The following is a 17953-nucleotide window of genomic DNA, read 5'->3' on the forward strand; positions in this document are numbered from 1 at the left end:
TCTTGCCCCGCCAGTCGGCCCGCGTTTGAATGCCGGCAAAGTGCTGTGGCGCTGCATCAGCCGAGTCGCCTTGCGCTTCCACGCAATATGCCTCGGGGGAGATCAGGTTGAAGGTCGGGGTGGTTCTCAATCCGATAGCGGGAGGGGGCAAGCTCAAGCGGCATTGGTCCGAAGCCGCCGCATCGCTCAAGAGGCATTTCGGCGATTTCGAGCTGCGCGAGACGCAGACCAGCGGCGACGCCGAGCGATTGGCAATCGACCTCGCGGCCAGCGGGTGCGATCTGGTGATCGCGGCCGGCGGCGACGGCACCGCCAGCGAGGTGGCGGACGGACTGCTGCAGGCAGAGCATGAGACCGGCCGAACCAGCGCGCTCGGCCTTTTGCCCTGCGGCACCGGTATCGATTTCGCCAGAGGGCTCGGCCTGCCCGACGAAATCGAGGAAGCACTGGCGCGTATCGCCGGCGCCGGCGCGCGCAAGGTCGATGCCGGCCGCGTCTGCTACATCGACGACCACGGCGCGCTCGCCAGCCGTCACTTCATCAACATCGCCAGCCTCGGCCTCTCCGGTGCCACCGATCGCGCGGTCAATGCGGACAAGCGCAAGGGCAGGGTCTCGGCCAAAGCGCTTTTCTTCTGGCGCACAGTGCTGGAATTCATCCGCTATCGCTTCCAGGAGGTCAGGATCACCATAGACGACGGCGAGCCGGTCGAGGCGCGCATGGCGCTTGTGGCGGTAGCCAACGGGAAATTCTTCGGTGGCGGCATGATGATCGCGCCGGACGCCGATCTGTCCGACGGCCAGTTCGATGTCGTCATCCTGCGCGCCGCCGGCAAGCTTGGGCTGATCCGCGACATCCGTCTCCTCTATGGCGGGCGCCACCGCAACCATCCGGCGATCACCATCCTGCGCGGTCGCAAGGTGCTGGTCGAACCGCTGGGCGACGTTGAGAAGAACGGAGCGCTGGTCGACATAGACGGCGAGTCGCCAGGTCGGATTCCGGCAACTTTCGAGATATTGCCCGGCGCATTGACGCTCAGGTGTTGAATCACCTGCCTGAAGGTTTGATTCCGCCGGTGTGATTAGGCGATTGAAATAGCTGGCTAAAGTTTTGGCGGATTACAGTTCGAGCTTGGCCGGGAAGCCTGGCGCGCGAAGCTCCGTGCCGACCGCATCCTCCAGAAGCTTGACGATCTGGGTCGACCAGGCGCCACCGCCATACTTCTGCCTGCCGACCTCGAAAATCTGGTTGACGAGTGGTGCCAGTTGCAGCGGCACGCGAAAATCCCTGGCCATGCCCAACGCGAAACCGAGATCCTTCAAAGCCAGGTCCATGGTGAAGCCGATGTCGTAGGAGCCGTTCAGGATGAGCTGGCTTTCGGTCTCGTGGACGAAGCTGTTGCCGGAAGAGGCGACGATGGCGTGATAGGCCTGGGCGAGGTCGAGCCCGCCCTGGTTGGCGAGCATCAATGCCTCGCCGGCGGCGACCAGATGGATGAAGGCCAGCATGTTGGTGATGACCTTGATCACCGCCCCCGAGCCGACCGGTCCCATCAGGAACGATTTGGCGCACATTGCCTGGATCGCCGGCCGGTGGCGCTCGTAGAGCGCGGCGTCCCCTCCTACCAGCGCGGTGATCTTTCCTGCCGCCGCCAGGTGCACGCCGCCGGTGACCGGACATTCCAGCGTCTCGACACCTTTCGCCGAAGCAAGTGCGGCCAGCCGCAGGATCTCGTCGCGGCCATTGGTCGACATTTCGATCCAGGTGCCGCCGGCGGCCAGGCCGTCCAGCAATCCGTCAGAACCGGCGAGCACAGCTTCGCTCACTTTCGGCGAGGGCAGGCAGGTGATCGCATTGCCGGCGCGGGTCGCGGCCTCCGCCGGGCTCGCCGCCGCCGTTGCGCCAAGCGCGACCAAACGCTCAACCGCCGCTGGGTCACGATCGAAAACGGCAACAGCGAAGCCGTGGCGCAGCAGGCTGGCGGCAAGGTTGCCGCCGAGATGACCAAGGCCGATGAAGGCGTAGGCGAGGCGCGCGGTCACGGCATCAGCGGCGTCTGCATCATCTGCAGATGCAGGTCTTTGCCGCTATAGGGGTGCGCGTCGCAGACTTCCTCGTTGAGCTCGACACCGAGGCCTGGCTCCTTCGACGGGATGACGTTGCCATCCTGCCATTCGATCTTCTTCCTGAGCAGCGTGGCGTGAAAACCGTCCCACTGCTTCAGCGATTCCAGGATGAGGAAGTTGGGCAGAGTCACTGCAAGCTGGATGTTGGCGGCGCCGACGATCGGCCCGCAATAGCAATGCGGCGCCACCTGGATGTGGTAAGCCTCGGCCATGGCGGCGATCTTCTTGGTTTCGAGAATGCCGCCGGAGCGGCCGAGATCCGGCTGCAGGATGGTTGCGGCGCGGTTCTCGATGACGCGCGCGAATTCGAATTTCGTCGTCAGCCGCTCGCCGGTGGCGATTGGGATCGATGTGCCGCGAGCGACCTGCGCCATCACCTCGGGCATGTCCGGCGGCACCGGCTCCTCGAACCACAGCGGATCGTAGGGCTCGATTGCACGCGCCATACGAAGCGCACCGGAGGCGGTGAACTGGCCATGGGTTCCGAACAGGATGTCCGCCCTGGTGCCTACCGCCTCGCGGATCGCCTTGATCATGCGCGCCGAGAGGTCGATGTCGATCAGGCGCGGCTGATGGCCGTCATAGGCCGTGTAAGGCCCGGCCGGGTCGAGCTTGACGGCGTTAAATCCCTGCTCGACATATTCCAGAGCGCAGGCCGCGGCCATGTCGGGATCGTTGTAGACGTTCTGGCCCCGGGCGTCTTCCGAATGGACGCTGCCGGTGTGCGGATAGAGATAGGTGTAGGAGCGCAGCGTCTCGTGCACCTGGCCGCCGAGCAGCTTGTAGGCCGGCTTGCCGGCCTCCTTGCCGATGATGTCCCAGCAGGCCATTTCGAGTGCCGAAAAGCAGCCCATCCCGGAAACGTCGGGACGCTGGGTGAAGCCGGAGGAATAGACGCGGCGGAAGAGGTTCTCGATATCGTGCGGATCGCGGCCGATGAGGTAGCGCTCGGCCATATCCTCGATCATCTTGGCAGTGACATGCGCCGAGAAGGTGGCGTTGTAGGCCTCGCCATAGCCGACCACGCCGCCATCGGTGGTGAGCTTGACGAAGATGAAATACTTGCCGCCGATGCCGGGCGGCGGGTTGCCGACAACCCAGGTCTTGACGTCGGTGACTTTCATTTCTGATCCTCCAGAACCCGCTCGGCGCCTTTCCATCCGGTGAGGATTGCGGCGGCGTTGGTGTTGCCCGTGATGTTGTCGGGAAAGATCGATGCGTCGATCACACGCAAGCCCTCGAGCCCATGCACCCGAAGCCGGGGATCGACGACGGCGCGCGAAGCGTCCGGACCCATGCGACAGGTCGAGACGGGATGGTAGACGGTGCCCGAGCGCTTCCTGAAATCCTGAATCAGATCGGCATCGGAAGTGATTGACGGGCCAGGCAAAACTTCTTCCTCGATGATCTCCGCCATCGCCGGCATCGAGGCGATCTTGCGCACGAACTTCACCGCCGCCAGCATCTCGTCGACATCGGCGTTGGTCGAATAGGCGTTCGCGGTGATCTTCGGATAGTCGCGCGGATCCTTCGAGCGGATCATGATCTCGCCGCGACTCGACGGCCGGCAATTGGAAAGGCCGATGGAGAAGCCCGGCCACGGATCGGGCGTCAGGATCGGGCGCTCGCCGCTCTTCGGGATGACGGTCGAGAAGGCCTGGAAATAGAGCTGCATGTTCGGCCGCGCCATCGACGGGTCGGTGCGGAAGAAGCCGCCGGCATTGTTCATCGACAGCGACAGCGGACCGGAACGCAGCAGGATGTACTGCATGCCGACCAGCAGCTTGCCCCACCATGGCCGCAGGATCTGGTTCAGCGTCGGCGGCTTGCCCTTGAAGGTGTAGTTGATGCCGACATGGTCCTGCAGGTTGGCGCCGACATTGTCGTTGGCGTGGACGACCGGGATGCCGAGATCGCCGAGCAGCGCCGACGGGCCGACACCGGAGAGCTGCAGCAGTTGCGGCGAGTTGACGGAGCCGCCGGAGAGGATCACCTCGCGGCCCGCGCGGACCCTCTTGGTTTCGCCGTTTTGCTGGTACTCGACGCCGACGGCGCGCTTGCCCTCGAACAGGATTTTCGTCGCCAGCGCGTTGGTCTCGACGCGCACATTGTTGCGCTTCATCGCCGGTCGCAGGAAGGCGCGGGCGGCCGACATGCGGCGGCCGTTCCTGGTGGTGATCTGGTAGACGCCGACGCCCTCCTGGGAGGCGCCGTTGAAATCCGGATTTAACGGCAGTCCGGCCTGCTGGGCGGCCGCCAGATAGCGCTTGGTCAGCGGATGCACCGCATTCGAGCAATCGGTGATGTGCAAGGGGCCGCCGACCCCGCGCCATTGGTCGGCGCCGGCCTCGTTGTCCTCCAACGCTTTGAAAGCGGGGAGCAGGTCGTCATAGCTCCAGCCCGGATTGCCGGCGGCGGCCCAGGCATCGAAGTCCTCGCGCGCGCCGCGGATGAAAACCATGGCGTTGATCGAGCTCGAGCCGCCGAGCAGCTTGCCGCGCGGCCAGTGGTCGGCATTGTTGCCGAGGCCGGGATCGGGATCGGCCTTGTAGTTCCAGTTGACGGCCGGATCGAAGAAGGTCTTCCCGTAGCCGAGCGGCATCTGGACATAGAAGCGGCGATCGCTGCCGCCGGCTTCAAGCACCAAGACCGAGAAGCGGCCCGAGGCCGAGAGCCTTTCCGCGACCACCGAACCGGCCGAGCCGGAGCCGACGATAATGAAATCATAAGTCTGCATGATGCGCGGGCGGGCTCCGAGATCCGGCGCTTACCCTAGACATTGCCGGCTCACGTCGTCGCTGGGGCTTCCGGCATGGCTTGTGAAAAAAGCGACCGAGCCGCGACGCGTCCTTCGCCTTCAGCAAAGCTTGCGACATCGCGATGGCATTGGTACGGCTTCAGGAAGCAGCGGCTGGAGGATCCCTCATGGTGCACTACGCGGACGGAAAGCCGCTCGGCGACCTGACATTGAGGACGCTCGCCATGCCGTCGGATGCCAATGCCGCCGGCGACATATTTGGCGGCTGGGTGATGGCTCAGATGGACCTGGCCTGCGGGATCCGCGCGGCCGAACGGGCCAAGGGCCGTGTGGTGACGGCGGCGGTCAAGGAGATGTCCTTCGCCAAGCCGATGAAGATCGGCGACACGCTCTGCATCTACACCCATGTCGAGCGCGTCGGCCGCACCTCGATGACGCTCAAGGTCGAGGCCTGGGCGCAGCGTTATCTCGCCGACCTGATGGAGAAGGTCACCCATGCCGATTTCGTCATGGTGGCGCTCGACGGCGACGGCAAGCCGAAGCCGGTCCCAGCCGAAAGCTGACGGCGAACGATTCCCCGGACAGGCAAATTTGTAACAACTCTTGCGCGGGACGTGCGTCCGACGACATCCGATGGTTGCTTCCGCACCCGACGGTGCGTGCCGCTGGAGGAAAGACAATGCGTCAACACATGCTGAACGGCTGGCTCGTGGCAGCCCTTCTCGCACTCACCTGCCTGCTCGGCATAACTGCCTATGCAGAAGTGAAAAAAGAGCTCCTGCGCACAGTGTGGATGCATGGCCTCGGGGCGGAGCAGAGTCAGGGAGCGATGTGCGCAGTCTGCTCCTTGGCGCCCCGTGGCAGTACCACGTCAAAAGCCTGAGTGCTCCTCTCAGGCGCGACCAAAGCCATCAGGGTTGGGCGGGGCACTAAAGGTTGATGTGCCCTCCGAATACGACAGGTCAAAAAGACACGACTGCAGACTCCTCGCGCAGTCAGCAGCGCTGCGACGCGATGCTTGCAACACGTTGAGCTTCAAGGCTTTCAGGGATGCTCGCCATCGAATTTCGCGCGTGCCGCGCGTACTCGATTGGTATTCTTTCGTGCCCATTCGCCGAGCGCGCCAACCGGCACCAGCAACTCGTGGCCGAGCTCGGTCAGCTCGTAATCGACGCGCGGCGGAATGGTCGGAAAAACCTTGCGCGTGACAAAGCCGTCCCGCTCCAAGCCGCGCAAGGTGATGGTCAGCATTTTCTGTGAGATGCCGCCGACGGCCGTGCGCAATTCATTGAAGCGCATCGGTCCGCCGCCCAGCTTGCCGACCACCAAAACGGTCCATTTGTCGCCGACCCGTTGTAGGATTTCCGATACGGCCCGGCAGTCCTCAGTGTTGTACGGGTGCCTCGGTAACAAAAATGTGCCTCCTTGCGCGCCACTTTGTCAGTATCACATATAGCGCCGGTATCCAAACGATACCGAAATTCCCCCGCAAGGAGAGCCCCCTTATGTCCAAACCCAAAATCGCCATTGTCGTCGGTTCGACGCGCGCCGCCCGCTTCGCCGACGTCCCGACGCAGTGGATCGCCAAGATTGCCAAGACGCATGCCGATATCGACGTCGAAGTCGTTGATTTGCGCGACTGGCCGCTGCCGTTCTTCGATGAGGTCGCATCCTCCGCCTGGGCGCCGTCGCAGAACGAGGTGGCGCAGCGCTGGCAGAAGAAGGTCGCCGAGTTCGACGGCTTCATCTTCACCGCGGCCGAATACAATCACGCGCCGACCGCCGTCTTGAAGAACGCCATCGATTACGCCGCCAATGAATGGAACAAGAAGCCGGCCGGTTTCGTCGGCTATGGCAGCGTCGGCGGCTCGCGCGCCGTCGAGCAGCTTCGCCTGATCGCCGTCGAGCTGCAGATGGCGCCGGTCAAGTCGGCAGTGCACATCGCCTGGGGCGATTTCCTTGCGGTCCGCCAGGGCGACAAGAAGCTGGAAGAGATCGAACATCTGAACCAGGCGGCGGCGGCGCTCATCAATGACGTTGCCTGGTGGGCGAAGGTGCTGAAGGCGGCGCGCGCCGCCGACGCGATCGCCAGTGAAGCCCAGGCGGCTTAAGCCGCTTCATCCTCCCAAAATATCATCTACGGGCGGCGCTTGCGCCGCCCCTTTTATTTGGGGAAGCCTCGGTCGTTCGACAGAGGATCGCTCAAGGATTTCGCTCTGCTGCCGCTTTTATGTCAGACATACTGGAGAAAGTCGGATTTCAATTGGGCATCCTTCGGGCGCAACCTTAGGCGTTCGCGTGAAGTTTGAAACGCCGATCGTCGTAGAAATCCAGATATCCCGAATGGACGGGATCCGCGAGACGGCGGGATTTCATGTAAGCCTGCGCCAGGACATGCGGACCGCCTTCAATGGGCTCAACCTCGATCGGGACGCGCAGGTTGCCGGGCTTGCCAACGGATTCGATCCGGTCAAGCCCGGCCAGGGCGCGGTCGTCGACCGCGTAGAGCTCGCCCCTGACGTGGAAGCCGAGACCCGGTTCATTGAACATCATCGGAGCGAAGCGAGGTCCGGCAATCAGCATCGGGAAACGCTCACGGGTCCTGCAGGCACCGATGCACGCGGCCCCGGACAAACCCGCCTTGTGAAGAGGAAACCCTCTCTTCAAGGTTCCGAACACGAAGAGGTTGACGAGCATTCTCCGGAACGCCGGCCGAAGCTGGAAGTTCATCCGTTTTCGCCATGTTCAGGGCAGGTGCAAATCCGCATGACTCAAGAATTCCCGATTATCCTGTCTGCGGACGAAGCCGCGAAAGCCGAGGCCGCCGCGGCGCTCTACCGCTATAACGTCGCCATCACAGGGACGGACGACCGCATTCCCATAGGCGCCGTATTGTGTGATGGCTCGGGCAAAGCTTTGGGCGGCCTATGGGGAAGGACCGAGCTCGGCCTTCTGTTCTTGGACATGTTTTTCGTGCCAGCGTATTTGCGCGGTCTGTCTTACGGGGCCGGGTTGCTTGCCGCCGTCGAAGAGGAGGCAAAGGCGCGGGGCTGCAGACGCGCCGTCGTGGAGACAAGCAGCTTTCAGGCGCCTGGATTCTACATCCGGCACGGTTATTTGGAATTCGGCCGCGTTCCGTTCGGGTTCGATGGGCAGGCCCGCGTCTTTCTTCGCAACGAACTGGCCTGAATGGACGTTGGGAAAACCCGGCAGATCCAGGCTCGCTATCGGCGCGCCATCGGACGGTGGCCGTCGGGCAGGCGGGTGGCGATCAGCTTGTCGATACGCCGGCCGTCGAGGTCGACCACCTCGAAGCGCCAGCCTTGCGCGTCCACGCATTCGCCGGTAGCGGGAAGGTGGTGCAGATGCGACAGCACATAGCCGGCCACCGTCTCGTAGTCGCGGTTCTCCGGCAAGTCGATGCCCAGCACCTCGGCCATCTCGTCAGCCTGCATGTAGCCGGCAAGCAGCCATGAGCCGTCCTCGCGTTTGACCGCGTTCTCTTCCTCGCCCGCGTCGAGGTCCGAGCGGAAGACGCCGGTGATCGCTTCCAGGATGTCGGCCGGCGTGACGATGCCTTCGAAATGGCCGTATTCGTCATGGACGAGCGCCATCGGCACGTCCGATTCCCGCAGCCTTTGCAGCACGTCGAGCGCGTCGGCCTGATCATGGACGATTGGCGCGGTGCGCACATGCTGGCCCGGATCCAAAACTCTGCCGGCAAGAAGGGCGGCCAGCACGTCGCGCGTCTGGATGACCCCTATCATGGCATCGACATTGCCGTCGCCCGCAGGCAGGCGCGAATGCTGGCTCTCCATCAGAAGCCGCTTGATGGCCGCCTCGTCGGATTGCAGGTTGATCCAGTCGACCTCGGTGCGCGGCGTCATCACGGCGCGCACGGCGCGGTCGCCAAGGCGCATGACGCCGGCGATCATGCGGCGCTCGTCGGATTCGATGGTGCCGTGATGCTCGGCCTCGGCGACCAGCATCTTGATCTCCTCGTCCGTGACCTTCTCTTCCGCCTCGCCGGCCTGGCCGAGCAACCACAAAACCGCGCGGCCGGAAATGTCGAGCAGAAAGACAAGCGGCGCCGATACCTTGGCGAGCATGGTCATCGCCGGTGCGGCGCGGACTGCGACGCGCTCAGGATCCCTGAGCGCGATCTGCTTCGGCACGAGCTCGCCGACGATCAGCGAGGCGTAGGTGATGACCGCGACGACAATGCCGACGCCGATGGGGTCGGCGATGTTCTCGCGGATGCCGGTCGAGACCAAGTATTGAGCCAGTCGCTCGCCGAGCGTGGCACCGGAAAAGGCGCCGGAAAGGACGCCGACCAGGGTGATTCCGATCTGCACCGAGGACAGAAACTTGCCGGGGTTGGAGCCGAGGGCCAGCGCGCGGCCGGCACCCCTGACATTCCGGTCGATCATCGCCTTGAGGCGGGCCGGGCGCGACGAGACGATAGCCAGCTCCGACATGGCCAAAAGGCCGTTCACCAGGATGAGGGCGGCCACAACGGCGATTTCGACGTATAGCATGCGGCGTCAATAGCATTGCTGCGGTGCATTCGAAAATAGCGGGTTGGGCGTTTTTCGAATTGCGCCGTTTGCCGCTTCGAGAATGCCGGATGCGCTAGGGCAATCGCTTCAACACGCCAACCACCGCCATACCGTCGGTGAAATAGGGATCGCCGCCGCCGTTCCTGCCGTTTTTCGTCGCGCCGATCCCCGGGATCTCGCTGGACGATGTCAGCATGCCTGCGGTGCTGAGGTCGCCGATCAGCAAGTTGCGCTCGGCGTCGATGTCCGGGCCGATATGATGGGTGATGGCACCGGTGTCGTGGCTCAGGCCGACGCCGCGGTCGAAGCTGGCAGCGCCCAGCCAGAGCGGGCGGCCGTCGTCGCCGACGGTATTTGTCTGCCAGAAGCGGACGTGGTGGCGCCGGTCGGCGCTGTCGCCGACGGGCTTTTCGAAAGCGAGGTCCTGGGCGCGGCCTTCAAACAGCAGGCGGCTGATCGGCGCATCGGGATAGGGTCGGGAGAACAGGACGCTCTCGCCGATGTCGATCGCTGTCCTGAGCGTGACGGCGTCGGCCGTGTCCCAGCCGGCCACGGCAAAAGCGTGGACCACCTCCTTCTCGGTGCCGACAAGTCCAACATTGATCGGGTCGCCGGGAATGCCCTGCGGCGTATGCGTCACCATCTCGAAGCGCTGCGTGCGGAAGCCGCGCTCCCGCCAGGTCCAGAATTCCGGCGCGGCAAGGTAGGCAAAGCCAAGATAGAAAGCACAGAAAGCCGCCAGCCAGATCGCCGCGCGTCGCCTAAGGCTTCGCTCACCCACGAGAGACCACTCCCAAGCCTGTGCCCGGCCCACTCTATGCGGTGTTGGGCCGGTTGGGCAGTAGGCCGAAGGTCAGCGGCAGGCGCGGTAGCCGTTCCTGCGATTCTTGACGTCGAAGTGAAAGTGGTTGCGGTGGTCGTAATTGTAGCCCGGGCCGAGGACCGTGTTGAAATATTGGCAGCCGTCGGCGCGAACATTGTTGAGGAAGCCGCGGGTGCGGAACGCAAACAGGCCAGGCTTGCGAACGTCGATGTCGTTGCCATTGTTGAGCTCGATGCTCATGACGTCGAGCGCATTGCCCTTGCCGTGCTCCGACAAGACGCCCTCGCCGGCGATCTTGCGGCAGGAATAGCTCGAGCCCTGGTGGATCGCCCTGACGCCGGAGAAATAGCGCCAGCGGGCTGCCGGCACGAGCTCGTTCCTGGTCCAGGCGGCGAAGGTCGCGGCCATGTTGCAGGTCAGTGTCGCTGCCGGTTTCATCTCGACGCTGCCGATGGCTGAAACTTTCACCGGGAAGTCGATGCCGCACTGGCCTTCGTGGATAGGCTGGATGTCCTGGTAAACGACGCCAAGCCGTTTCAGTTCATTGCGGCAGTCGATCTCGCCGGCCGGCATCTGCTCGGGCGAAGACAAGGGCTCATCCATGCGCGGATAGGCTGCCTGGGTCAGGTAGGGATCGGACGGAACAAGCCTCTGCATGCCGGAATATTGCGGAGCCTCGGGCATGGCGGAGGTCTGGCTGCCGACGTCGACGGCCGGCTGCAGCGAAAAGACATCGCCGGTGGTGCAGGCCGAGACCGCTGTGATTGCGAGCCCCGTTGTCATTCTGACGGCAACGGAGCGCGCACGAGTGCTTAGTCGCGCCAAGGCGAGGCTGGCGCCAAATATTGCGGCCATCGAAAGGCATCCTGTCCCCGGATGGCACAAGTCTAGTCGGCAAGAGTAAAGGAAAGATCAGCGCCGGCATTCACGCCTGGGGCCGAATTGCGGCATCTGTTCTTCGCACCCACTCATTGGCAGAACGTTCCGCCATTCCGTCTCGGTTCGAGGTCGAAGTGGAAGTGCAGCGCATGGTCCGGATCGCTGCCTGGGCCGAGCACCGTCTTGAACGGCCCGCAGGCGGCCTTGCGGATCGTGTTCAGGAAGTTTGCATCTTTTTCGGGCGGCACCGGGCCGACCTCGATCGTCCTGCCGTCGGAGAGTGTGAAGGACGCGATGTCCAGCGCATTGCCGAAGGCGTGCTCCGAAAGCTTTCCACCACCGTTGCGCGGGCGGCAAACAAAGGCGGAGGCCTGGCCGATCGATTTGAGATCGGCGCCAAATTCGGCCTTCGCGGCGGGTTGGATGACTTCGACGGCAAATCGTGCCGCAGCCTCCGCCATTTGGCAGTTGAGTTCGGCTCCGGCGCCTATACTGATCGATTTTCCTAATGTTTTCATGACGATGGGATAGGGAATGGAGCAGCCGATCTCGGCTTCGTGCTCGGCCTTGTGCTCCTCGAATTCGACGCCGAGCGTCTTGAGGCGCTCACGGCAGGCAACCTCCTCCGCCGGCATCTTGTCGGCTGGCAGCTCAGCGGAGCGCGGATCGGGCAGTATTTTGTTGTCGTGGGTATCAGCCGGCTTTTCAGGTGGCTTTGGTGCGGCAGCGGGCGGCTTCGGTTCCGCGATGTCGGGTCGTTGCGTCGGAATCGGCACCGCAGACGGCGCCTCAGGTTCGCCTTCCGTGTCGGTTGACGGCTCGGTGGCCGAAGACTCGGGATGCTGCCGCTTTCCCTCACGAGACTTTTCTTGATTGATCTGGTCGGATGCGTCAGCGTCCTTTGGACCGGCAGCCTTCTGCTCTTCCAGCGTTGCGGTGCCGGCCTTTTGCGCTTCTGCGGGCCGTGGTTCTGGCACCGGAGCATCGGCGGGCAAGATCGGCTGGTCCTGCGTTTGCTGTTGCGCCAGCTTTGGCGCGACTTGCTGCTTGCCGCGCGGTCTCACGCGGTGCTTGATCCTCGGCCGCAGTGGCTGATCGGCCCGCTGCGTCAACGGCTGCTCCATGCGCGGTGTCAGCGGCTGCCTGTGACGATGCTTGGCATCGGCCGGCGTGACCAGCAAAATCCCCGCCGCCAAAGGCAGCGCCAGTCTGCAAAATCCGGAAAAGCTCAGCCTCGCCATCGGCCGGAAACGGGCCCGGCATCGCAAGGTTGCCTTGGACGCTGCGGCGCTGCGATCAAAATCGGTTACCGGTTCGTTACGCGCCGATCGCCTCCAGGCCTTCCTCCAGCCAATCCGCGAGCTGCGGCAGTCCGAGCAGGTACTTTGCGGTGCGCTTGTTGGCGCGCTCGCGCGCGGCCGCCACCGCGTCGACCCATTCGGAAGCTTCGTAGTCGCCGCGGCCCACCCAGGCCAACGCTACGAGCTCGGCCGCTTCATCGACGTTGAGGTCGTTGATCAGCTCGCGGAACTCCTCCTCGGTGAGGTCTTCCGATGCCTCCTCGACAAGGCCGTCGTGATGGTGACTGTCGCGCCTGTCGCCATCGAACTCGACCTCGTGCTCGGCGCCGTCGTCGTAGTCCTCGTTGACGGCGGCGCTCAGCGCCTTGGCCTTCAGGATGAACAGGCGCACGGTATCCGGGTCGATGGAAAGCTCCCATTCCTTCTCGAGGCGCTGCTGCACTGGCCTTTCTCCTCGTCGTGCGCTCGACTGATGATAGCGGATTTGCGGCCCGCGTCACATCCGTTCGCAGAGGCGATGCGCTCCCGACCTCCAAATAGTTTGGCTTTTGACAGGTTTTCGGGATGAAACCGCATCGAAGCGGCGTTAATCTGCCGTTGTCACGCTCAAGGAGGCTCCGATGCGCAGACGTTTGCTTGTTCAGGTCTTGGCTGCTGCCGTTAGCCTGCCGCTGTTCGCGGCGCCTGCATTCACCGCCGGCGAGGGCGGTGGCGGTGGCAGCCAGACTACCACTCAATGCAAGAAGGGTCAGGTCTGGGACAAGAAGAAGAAGAAATGCGTCGTGCCGCAGTACGGCATGCTGGATGACGACAGCATCTACGAGGCAGGCCACGATCTGGCGATGGCCGGGCGCTACGACGAGGCGATCTCGGTGCTGACGCTCGCCGCCAACAAGCAGGATCCGCGCATTCTCAACTATCTCGGCTATTCGCATCGCCATTCCGGCCGTGTCACGGTCGGCCTCGGCTATTACGAGGAAGCGCTGCGCATCGACCCCGACTACACACTGGTGCGCGAATATCTCGGCGAGGCCCATCTGCAAATCGGCGATCTTGCCGGCGCGCAGGAGCAGCTCAAGGAAATCGAGAAGCGGACCGGCAAAAGCTCGCGCGAATACGGCATGTTGTCGGAGCAGATCGAACGTTTCCTGAGGAGCTGATTCTTCATCGATGCTTTTCGAAGTCGGCTGCGAGCAATCGCAGTCGGTTTTTTGCTGCCGGTATTCCGATTTAGCGCCGGACGGCCTTGCAAAAGCGGTGGTGATTTTACTGAACTTCATTTTTGAGCGTGAAAATCGCGCGGAGATCGCTATATTCAGGGAAATTGTGGTGAAACGGTTCCGTTAGCCCGAGGCTGCCGGACCGTTTTCTTTTTGTACCCAACGACAAGGCTATTCCCGAAAAGCGGGGGTGGTGGCAGGAAAGGTCAGGCATCATGATCAAGGTCCCGATGACAGGCGAGGGGTTCGCGTCATTGAAGGAAGAACTGCGTTGGCGCCAGCAGGAAGAGCGTCCACGCATCATCGAGGCGATCTCCGAAGCGCGCTCGCATGGCGACCTGTCCGAGAATGCCGAGTACCATGCGGCTAAAGAGTCGCAGAGCCATAATGAGGGCCGTATCAACGAGCTCGAGGACCTGATCGCGCGCGCCGAGGTGATCGACGTCTCGAAGCTCAGCGGCGACAAGGTGAAGTTCGGCGCCACGGTCGTGCTGGTCGACGAGGACACCGAGGAAAAGAAGACCTATCAAATCGTCGGCGACCAGGAAGCGGACGTGAAGTCCGGCCGTATCTCGATCTCCTCGCCGATCGCGCGCGCGTTGATCGGCAAGGAAGTCGGCGATGCCATCGAGGTCAACGCCCCGGGCGGCGCACGGGGTTACGAGATCGTCCAGGTGCAATTTATTTGAGGGCTAGACTGGCGTTTCCGATCTAAGCACCAGCAGCCGCTCCGCTTCAGCCATCACTTCGGCCGCCGTGACTTTGCCGCCGGCGGGCGCCAGCAGTGTCGATGAATAGGGCCCGCGCGGGCCGGTCAGCCCGGGCTCCGTCGCCAGGAATATGGCGACGGTCGGCAGGCCGAAAGCGCTGGCGAGATGGGTGAGGCCGGTGTCGGCGCCGATGACGAGCGTCGACCGGCCGAGGATCGCGGCGACATCCGCTAGCAGCGATTTCGGAACCAGCACCGTTTCCGGCACGGCGCCGGCGGTCGCCTCGGCAACACGCTTCTCCGCTTCGTTCGACCAGGTGATGATCGGTGTAAATTGCTGCGACACCAATCGGCGCGCAGTCTCGACCCAGTCTTCGACCGGCCATTTCTTGTCTTCGCGGCTGGTGCCGTGCAGCAGGAAAGCCGTTTTACCTTCGACGCCGGAAAGTCCGCCTGCCGGCGGCACTATGCCGGAGCTGAGCGTCGAGAGGTCCGCCTGATACCCCAGCGCCAGGCCGAACAGGCGTCTGGTGCGCTCGATGGCGTGCAACTCGCGCGGCACGGCGTATTTGCGCTCGTAAAGCAGCGTCGCCGAGGGCTCGCGGGCGCTGGAGCGGTCGAAGCCGGCGATCGGCGCGCCGGATTGCTTGGCGACCACGGCCGATTTCAACAGCCCCTGTGCATCGATAACCAGGTCGTAGCGGCGCGAGCGAAGCGCACGTCGCAGGCCGGCCATCTCGCGCCATGTGCCGCCGTCGAACGGCTTCTTGCGCCAGCGCCGGAGCGCCACCTTGTGGATGGTTCCGATCGCCGGATGCAAGGCGACGACGGCGGCAAAGGCCTCTTCCACGCACCAGTCGAAGCTTATGTCCGGGCGATTGCGGAGCGCGTCCTCGACGGCCGGGAAGGTGTGGATGACATCGCCCATCGATGATGTCTTGACGATGAGAACCCTCATGCGGCCGCAGGAATTTCAAGCAACCGGTCGGCGGCGGCAGCGACCCGCGCGACATCGAGCGTCTTAAGGCAGTTGAGATGGCCGAGCGGGCAGACCTTGCTGTGGCAGGGCGAGCAGGAAAGATGCAGCCAGATCAGTTCCGAACGATCGGTCAGCGGCGGCGTGTTTTCGGGCGAGGTCGAGCCATAGACCGCGACGATCGGCGTGTCGACGGCGGCCGCGACGTGCATCAGTCCGCTGTCGTTCGAGACGGCGAGCTTCGCCGCGGCGATCAGGTCGATGGCATCCTCCAGCTTCGTCCTGCCGGCAAGGTCGACGGCGCCCGGCGCAAGCCTCGCGATCTCGCCGGTAACCTCAGCGTCGTTCTTCGAGCCGAGCAAGGCGACGCCCAAGCCTTTTGCCGTCATCCCGCGGGCTAGCTCGGCATAGTATTCGCTCGGCCAGCGCTTCGCCGGGCCGAACTCGGCGCCCGGCAACAGGGCGACGAATTCTTTTGCACCCAGCCCGAACCGCGCCAGCAGATCGGCCTGATTGGCCATATCGACGGTGAGCTTCGGCGGGCGAAAAGTGCCGCCGCGCGCCAGGCCGAAATAGGCCTGAGCCGTGCGCCGCTTCACCGCATCGGGCAGCGGAACGATGTCGGTCAGCAGGCCGTAGCGCATTTCCCTCAGATGGCCGACACGGCGCGGAATCCGGGCGAAGAACGGGATCAGCGCCGATTTCCAACTCCCCGGCAGCACATAGGCCATGTCGTAGCGGCCGCGCAGCAGGCGGCCGAAGCGCCTGCGGCTGCGGAATTCGAGCGTGCCGGGCATCAGTGGAAAGTCGATCTGGCAGCGTATTTCGGGCATGCGCTTGACCAGGGGCGCTGCCCAAGCCGGCGCGAGCACGTCGATGGCCGCATTCGGATGCTTTTCCTTCAGCGCGGCGAACAGGCACTGGGCCATGACCATGTCGCCCACCCAGCGTGGGCCGATCACGAGGATCGTTGGGCTTTCAGCCATTGGACATAGTCTCTGACGCCGGTTTCGACGGTGCGGAATTGGCCATTGTAGCCGGCCGCGCGTAAGCGGGACATATCCGCCTCGGTAAAACTCTGATAGCTGCCCTTTAGGTGTTCGGGGAAGGGAACGAACTCGATCTCACCCTTGCCGAGCGTGTCGATCACCGTCTCGGCAATGGCGCGGAACGGCTGGGCGCGGCCGGTGCCGCAGTTGAAGATGCCGCTTGAGCCCCGCTTCCATAGCCATAGATTGACGTCGGCGACGTCGCCGACATGGATGAAGTCGCGGCTCTGCTCGCCGGGGCCGAAGCCGCCATAGGCGCCGAACAGCTTCGGGTTCTGGCCCTGCTCGACCTGGTTGAACAAATGGAAGGCAACCGAGGCCATGGCGCCCTTGTGCGCCTCGCGCGGCCCGTAGACGTTGAAATAGCGCAGGCCAGCGACCTGCGAGTGATCGGTGTCGAAGACATTGCGGCGGACATAGTCGTCGAACAGCTTCTTCGAATAGGCGTAGACATTGAGCGGCCGCTCGAATTCGGGCTCTTCGCGAAACTCGCTGCCGCCGCCATAGACCGAAGCCGAGGAGGCATAGAGGAAGGGCACCCGCAGCGCCAGGCAGGCGTGCAGCAGGCGCTTCGAATAAGCGTAGTTCACGTCCATCATGAACTTGCCGTTCCATTCGGTGGTGGTCGAGCAGGCGCCCTGATGGAAGACGGCCTCGATGCGGCCCAGCCCGCCATCCTCGAGCCGGGCCGGAAGCTCGTCCTTGTCGAGATAGTCGGCAATGCGGAGATCGGCCAGATTGGCGATCTTGTGGCCGTCGGTCAGATCGTCGACGACCAAGATATCGTCATGGCCTTCGGCATTCAGCGCGGCGACGATGTTGGAGCCGATCATGCCGGCGCCGCCCGTGACGATGATCATCCTTGTGAGCCTTGTTTCGTTGCCGATTCCGGCCCTTATAGGGGAGGCGCGAGAGAGTGTCGATAAAAGGTCGCCGGTTGCGGAGCGTCGGCTACGACGAATGTAGGGATGGATCGGCAGAACGGCTCGCGAGATAAGCTCTGGCGCGCCGAACGATATGTCTTCGGTCGAAGCAAGCTATGGTGCCTTTGAGGGCCGTGGCATGAGCCGTCGGTGTGCGTTCTTGCCGTTGGTATAGCCATGACATCCGATTTAAAGCCCGGCCTTCACTACCTTCAAACCCTGCGGGTCGACGACTCCCTGACGGTTCCGGCCATGGCAACGGCCTTTGCGGGTTTCGCCGACATGCCGCCGGTTTTCGCCACCGCCTTCATGGTCGGCTTCATCGAATGGGCGTGCGTCGAGGCATTGCGTCCGTTCCTGAGCAGCCATGAGAGAACCGTCGGCACCCATGTCGACGTCAGCCATGTCGCAGCGACGCCCGTCGGCATGACCGTCACCGCCGATGTCGAGCTTGTCGCGGTGCAGGGGCGAAAGCTGCGCTTCAAGGTATCGTGCAGCGACGAGAATGGATTGATCGGCGAAGGTTTCCACGAGCGCGCGGTCGTCGACCATGACAAGTTCATGGCGCGTGTTCTTGCCAAATCAGGGCAGACCGGTTCGTCGCCACAGTGAGGCCGCAAAGCTCCCGCT

At 63.5% G+C, this 17953-nt stretch carries 21 protein-coding genes; 8 read left to right on the forward strand and 13 right to left on the reverse strand.

The genetic code is table 11. From position 1 onward, the window contains the following. The first annotated feature begins 107 nt into the window (after nt 1-107). On the forward strand, nt 108-1046 hold the full coding sequence (locus tag A9K71_RS10740) for a diacylglycerol kinase family protein (RefSeq protein ID WP_066994447.1): 939 nt from the start codon (nt 108-110) through the stop codon (nt 1044-1046). 72 nt (nt 1047-1118) lie between these two features. Here A9K71_RS10740 and A9K71_RS10745 read toward each other — a convergent pair whose 3' ends face one another. From A9K71_RS10745 to A9K71_RS10755, 3 genes are read right to left on the reverse strand one after another with little or no spacing between them, the layout of a single operon-like run. Next, complete coding sequence (locus tag A9K71_RS10745) at nt 1119-2042, reverse strand: NAD(P)-dependent oxidoreductase (protein ID WP_066994450.1); 924 nt, start codon at nt 2040-2042, stop codon at nt 1119-1121. Continuing rightward, entirely contained in the window at nt 2039-3250 is a 1212-nt protein-coding gene (locus A9K71_RS10750) for a mandelate racemase/muconate lactonizing enzyme family protein (protein WP_066994453.1), read from the reverse strand. Before A9K71_RS10750 ends, A9K71_RS10745 begins: the two co-directional genes overlap by 4 nt. After that, a complete protein-coding gene (locus A9K71_RS10755) occupies nt 3247-4863 on the reverse strand; it encodes a GMC family oxidoreductase N-terminal domain-containing protein (protein ID WP_066994456.1) in 1617 nt (538 codons plus the stop codon). Before A9K71_RS10755 ends, A9K71_RS10750 begins: the two co-directional genes overlap by 4 nt. Before the next feature lie 188 nt (nt 4864-5051). Here A9K71_RS10755 and A9K71_RS10760 point away from each other — a divergent pair, with 188 nt between their 5' ends. Then, the gene (locus tag A9K71_RS10760; protein WP_066994459.1) at nt 5052-5447 is read left to right on the forward strand and encodes an acyl-CoA thioesterase; all 396 of its coding nucleotides are present in this window, start codon (nt 5052-5054) and stop codon (nt 5445-5447) included. Between the two features lie 481 nt (nt 5448-5928). Here the strand turns inward: A9K71_RS10760 and A9K71_RS10765 are convergent, their stop codons facing one another. Continuing rightward, entirely contained in the window at nt 5929-6297 is a 369-nt protein-coding gene (locus tag A9K71_RS10765; protein ID WP_066994462.1) for a helix-turn-helix domain-containing protein, read from the reverse strand. A gap of 92 nt (nt 6298-6389) precedes the next feature. On the opposite strand from A9K71_RS10765, the gene A9K71_RS10770 reads away from it, so the two are divergent. Beyond that, nucleotides 6390-6995 carry an NADPH-dependent FMN reductase gene (locus tag A9K71_RS10770; protein WP_066994465.1) on the forward strand — a complete coding sequence of 202 codons (606 nt, stop codon included), beginning with the start codon at nt 6390-6392 and terminating at the stop codon, nt 6993-6995. A 175-nt stretch (nt 6996-7170) separates the two neighbouring features. On the opposite strand, the gene A9K71_RS10775 is transcribed toward A9K71_RS10770, so the two are convergent. Then, nucleotides 7171-7614 carry a gamma-glutamylcyclotransferase family protein gene (locus A9K71_RS10775; protein ID WP_095801644.1) on the reverse strand — a complete coding sequence of 148 codons (444 nt, stop codon included), beginning with the start codon at nt 7612-7614 and terminating at the stop codon, nt 7171-7173. 36 nt (nt 7615-7650) lie between these two features. Here A9K71_RS10775 and A9K71_RS10780 point away from each other — a divergent pair, with 36 nt between their 5' ends. Next, on the forward strand, nt 7651-8073 hold the full coding sequence (locus A9K71_RS10780; RefSeq protein WP_066994467.1) for a GNAT family N-acetyltransferase: 423 nt from the start codon (nt 7651-7653) through the stop codon (nt 8071-8073). Nucleotides 8074-8108: 35 nt separating this feature from the next. On the opposite strand, the gene A9K71_RS10785 is transcribed toward A9K71_RS10780, so the two are convergent. The 5 genes from A9K71_RS10785 to A9K71_RS10805 all read right to left on the reverse strand — a co-directional run bounded on the left by A9K71_RS10785 (nt 8109) and on the right by A9K71_RS10805 (nt 12888). Further along, nucleotides 8109-9422 carry a hemolysin family protein gene (locus A9K71_RS10785; RefSeq protein ID WP_066994470.1) on the reverse strand — a complete coding sequence of 438 codons (1314 nt, stop codon included), beginning with the start codon at nt 9420-9422 and terminating at the stop codon, nt 8109-8111. 94 nt (nt 9423-9516) lie between these two features. Next, nucleotides 9517-10224 (reverse strand): LssY C-terminal domain-containing protein, encoded by a 708-nt coding sequence (locus tag A9K71_RS10790; protein ID WP_066994473.1) that lies wholly within the window; start codon nt 10222-10224, stop codon nt 9517-9519. Nucleotides 10225-10296: 72 nt separating this feature from the next. Beyond that, on the reverse strand, nt 10297-11049 hold the full coding sequence (locus tag A9K71_RS10795; RefSeq protein WP_245299594.1) for an extensin family protein: 753 nt from the start codon (nt 11047-11049) through the stop codon (nt 10297-10299). Between the two features lie 185 nt (nt 11050-11234). Beyond that, nucleotides 11235-12269 (reverse strand): extensin family protein, encoded by a 1035-nt coding sequence (locus tag A9K71_RS10800; protein WP_066994925.1) that lies wholly within the window; start codon nt 12267-12269, stop codon nt 11235-11237. 193 nt (nt 12270-12462) lie between these two features. Further along, entirely contained in the window at nt 12463-12888 is a 426-nt protein-coding gene (locus A9K71_RS10805; RefSeq protein WP_066994478.1) for a DUF3775 domain-containing protein, read from the reverse strand. A gap of 178 nt (nt 12889-13066) precedes the next feature. Here A9K71_RS10805 and A9K71_RS10810 point away from each other — a divergent pair, with 178 nt between their 5' ends. From A9K71_RS10810 to greA, 3 genes are all read left to right on the forward strand, one after another. After that, entirely contained in the window at nt 13067-13606 is a 540-nt protein-coding gene (locus tag A9K71_RS10810) for a tetratricopeptide repeat protein (RefSeq protein ID WP_066994481.1), read from the forward strand. A 10-nt stretch (nt 13607-13616) separates the two neighbouring features. Then, nucleotides 13617-13793 carry a hypothetical protein gene (locus tag A9K71_RS31350; protein WP_156752633.1) on the forward strand — a complete coding sequence of 59 codons (177 nt, stop codon included), beginning with the start codon at nt 13617-13619 and terminating at the stop codon, nt 13791-13793. 88 nt (nt 13794-13881) lie between these two features. Next, on the forward strand, nt 13882-14355 hold the full coding sequence (gene greA / locus A9K71_RS10815) for a transcription elongation factor GreA (RefSeq protein WP_027168132.1): 474 nt from the start codon (nt 13882-13884) through the stop codon (nt 14353-14355). 3 nt (nt 14356-14358) lie between these two features. On the opposite strand, the gene waaC is transcribed toward greA, so the two are convergent. Genes waaC through rfaD form a run of 3 tightly spaced genes read right to left on the reverse strand, consistent with a single transcriptional unit; the run spans nt 14359 to nt 17260 of the window. Next, nucleotides 14359-15333 (reverse strand): lipopolysaccharide heptosyltransferase I, encoded by a 975-nt coding sequence (gene waaC, locus A9K71_RS10820; protein ID WP_066994483.1) that lies wholly within the window; start codon nt 15331-15333, stop codon nt 14359-14361. Then, on the reverse strand, nt 15330-16337 hold the full coding sequence (gene waaF, locus A9K71_RS10825) for a lipopolysaccharide heptosyltransferase II (protein ID WP_066994485.1): 1008 nt from the start codon (nt 16335-16337) through the stop codon (nt 15330-15332). Before waaF ends, waaC begins: the two co-directional genes overlap by 4 nt. Then, a complete protein-coding gene (rfaD, locus tag A9K71_RS10830) occupies nt 16310-17260 on the reverse strand; it encodes an ADP-glyceromanno-heptose 6-epimerase (protein WP_066994488.1) in 951 nt (316 codons plus the stop codon). Before rfaD ends, waaF begins: the two co-directional genes overlap by 28 nt. Nucleotides 17261-17575: 315 nt before the next feature. Between rfaD and A9K71_RS10835 the strand changes: the two genes are divergently transcribed. Beyond that, nucleotides 17576-17935 (forward strand): thioesterase family protein, encoded by a 360-nt coding sequence (locus tag A9K71_RS10835; protein WP_197504216.1) that lies wholly within the window; start codon nt 17576-17578, stop codon nt 17933-17935. The last annotated feature ends 18 nt before the right edge of the window (nt 17936-17953 follow it).

The sequence above is a fragment of the Mesorhizobium sp. WSM3873 genome, assembly GCF_001672445.1.
Classification (GTDB): domain Bacteria; phylum Pseudomonadota; class Alphaproteobacteria; order Rhizobiales; family Rhizobiaceae; genus Mesorhizobium.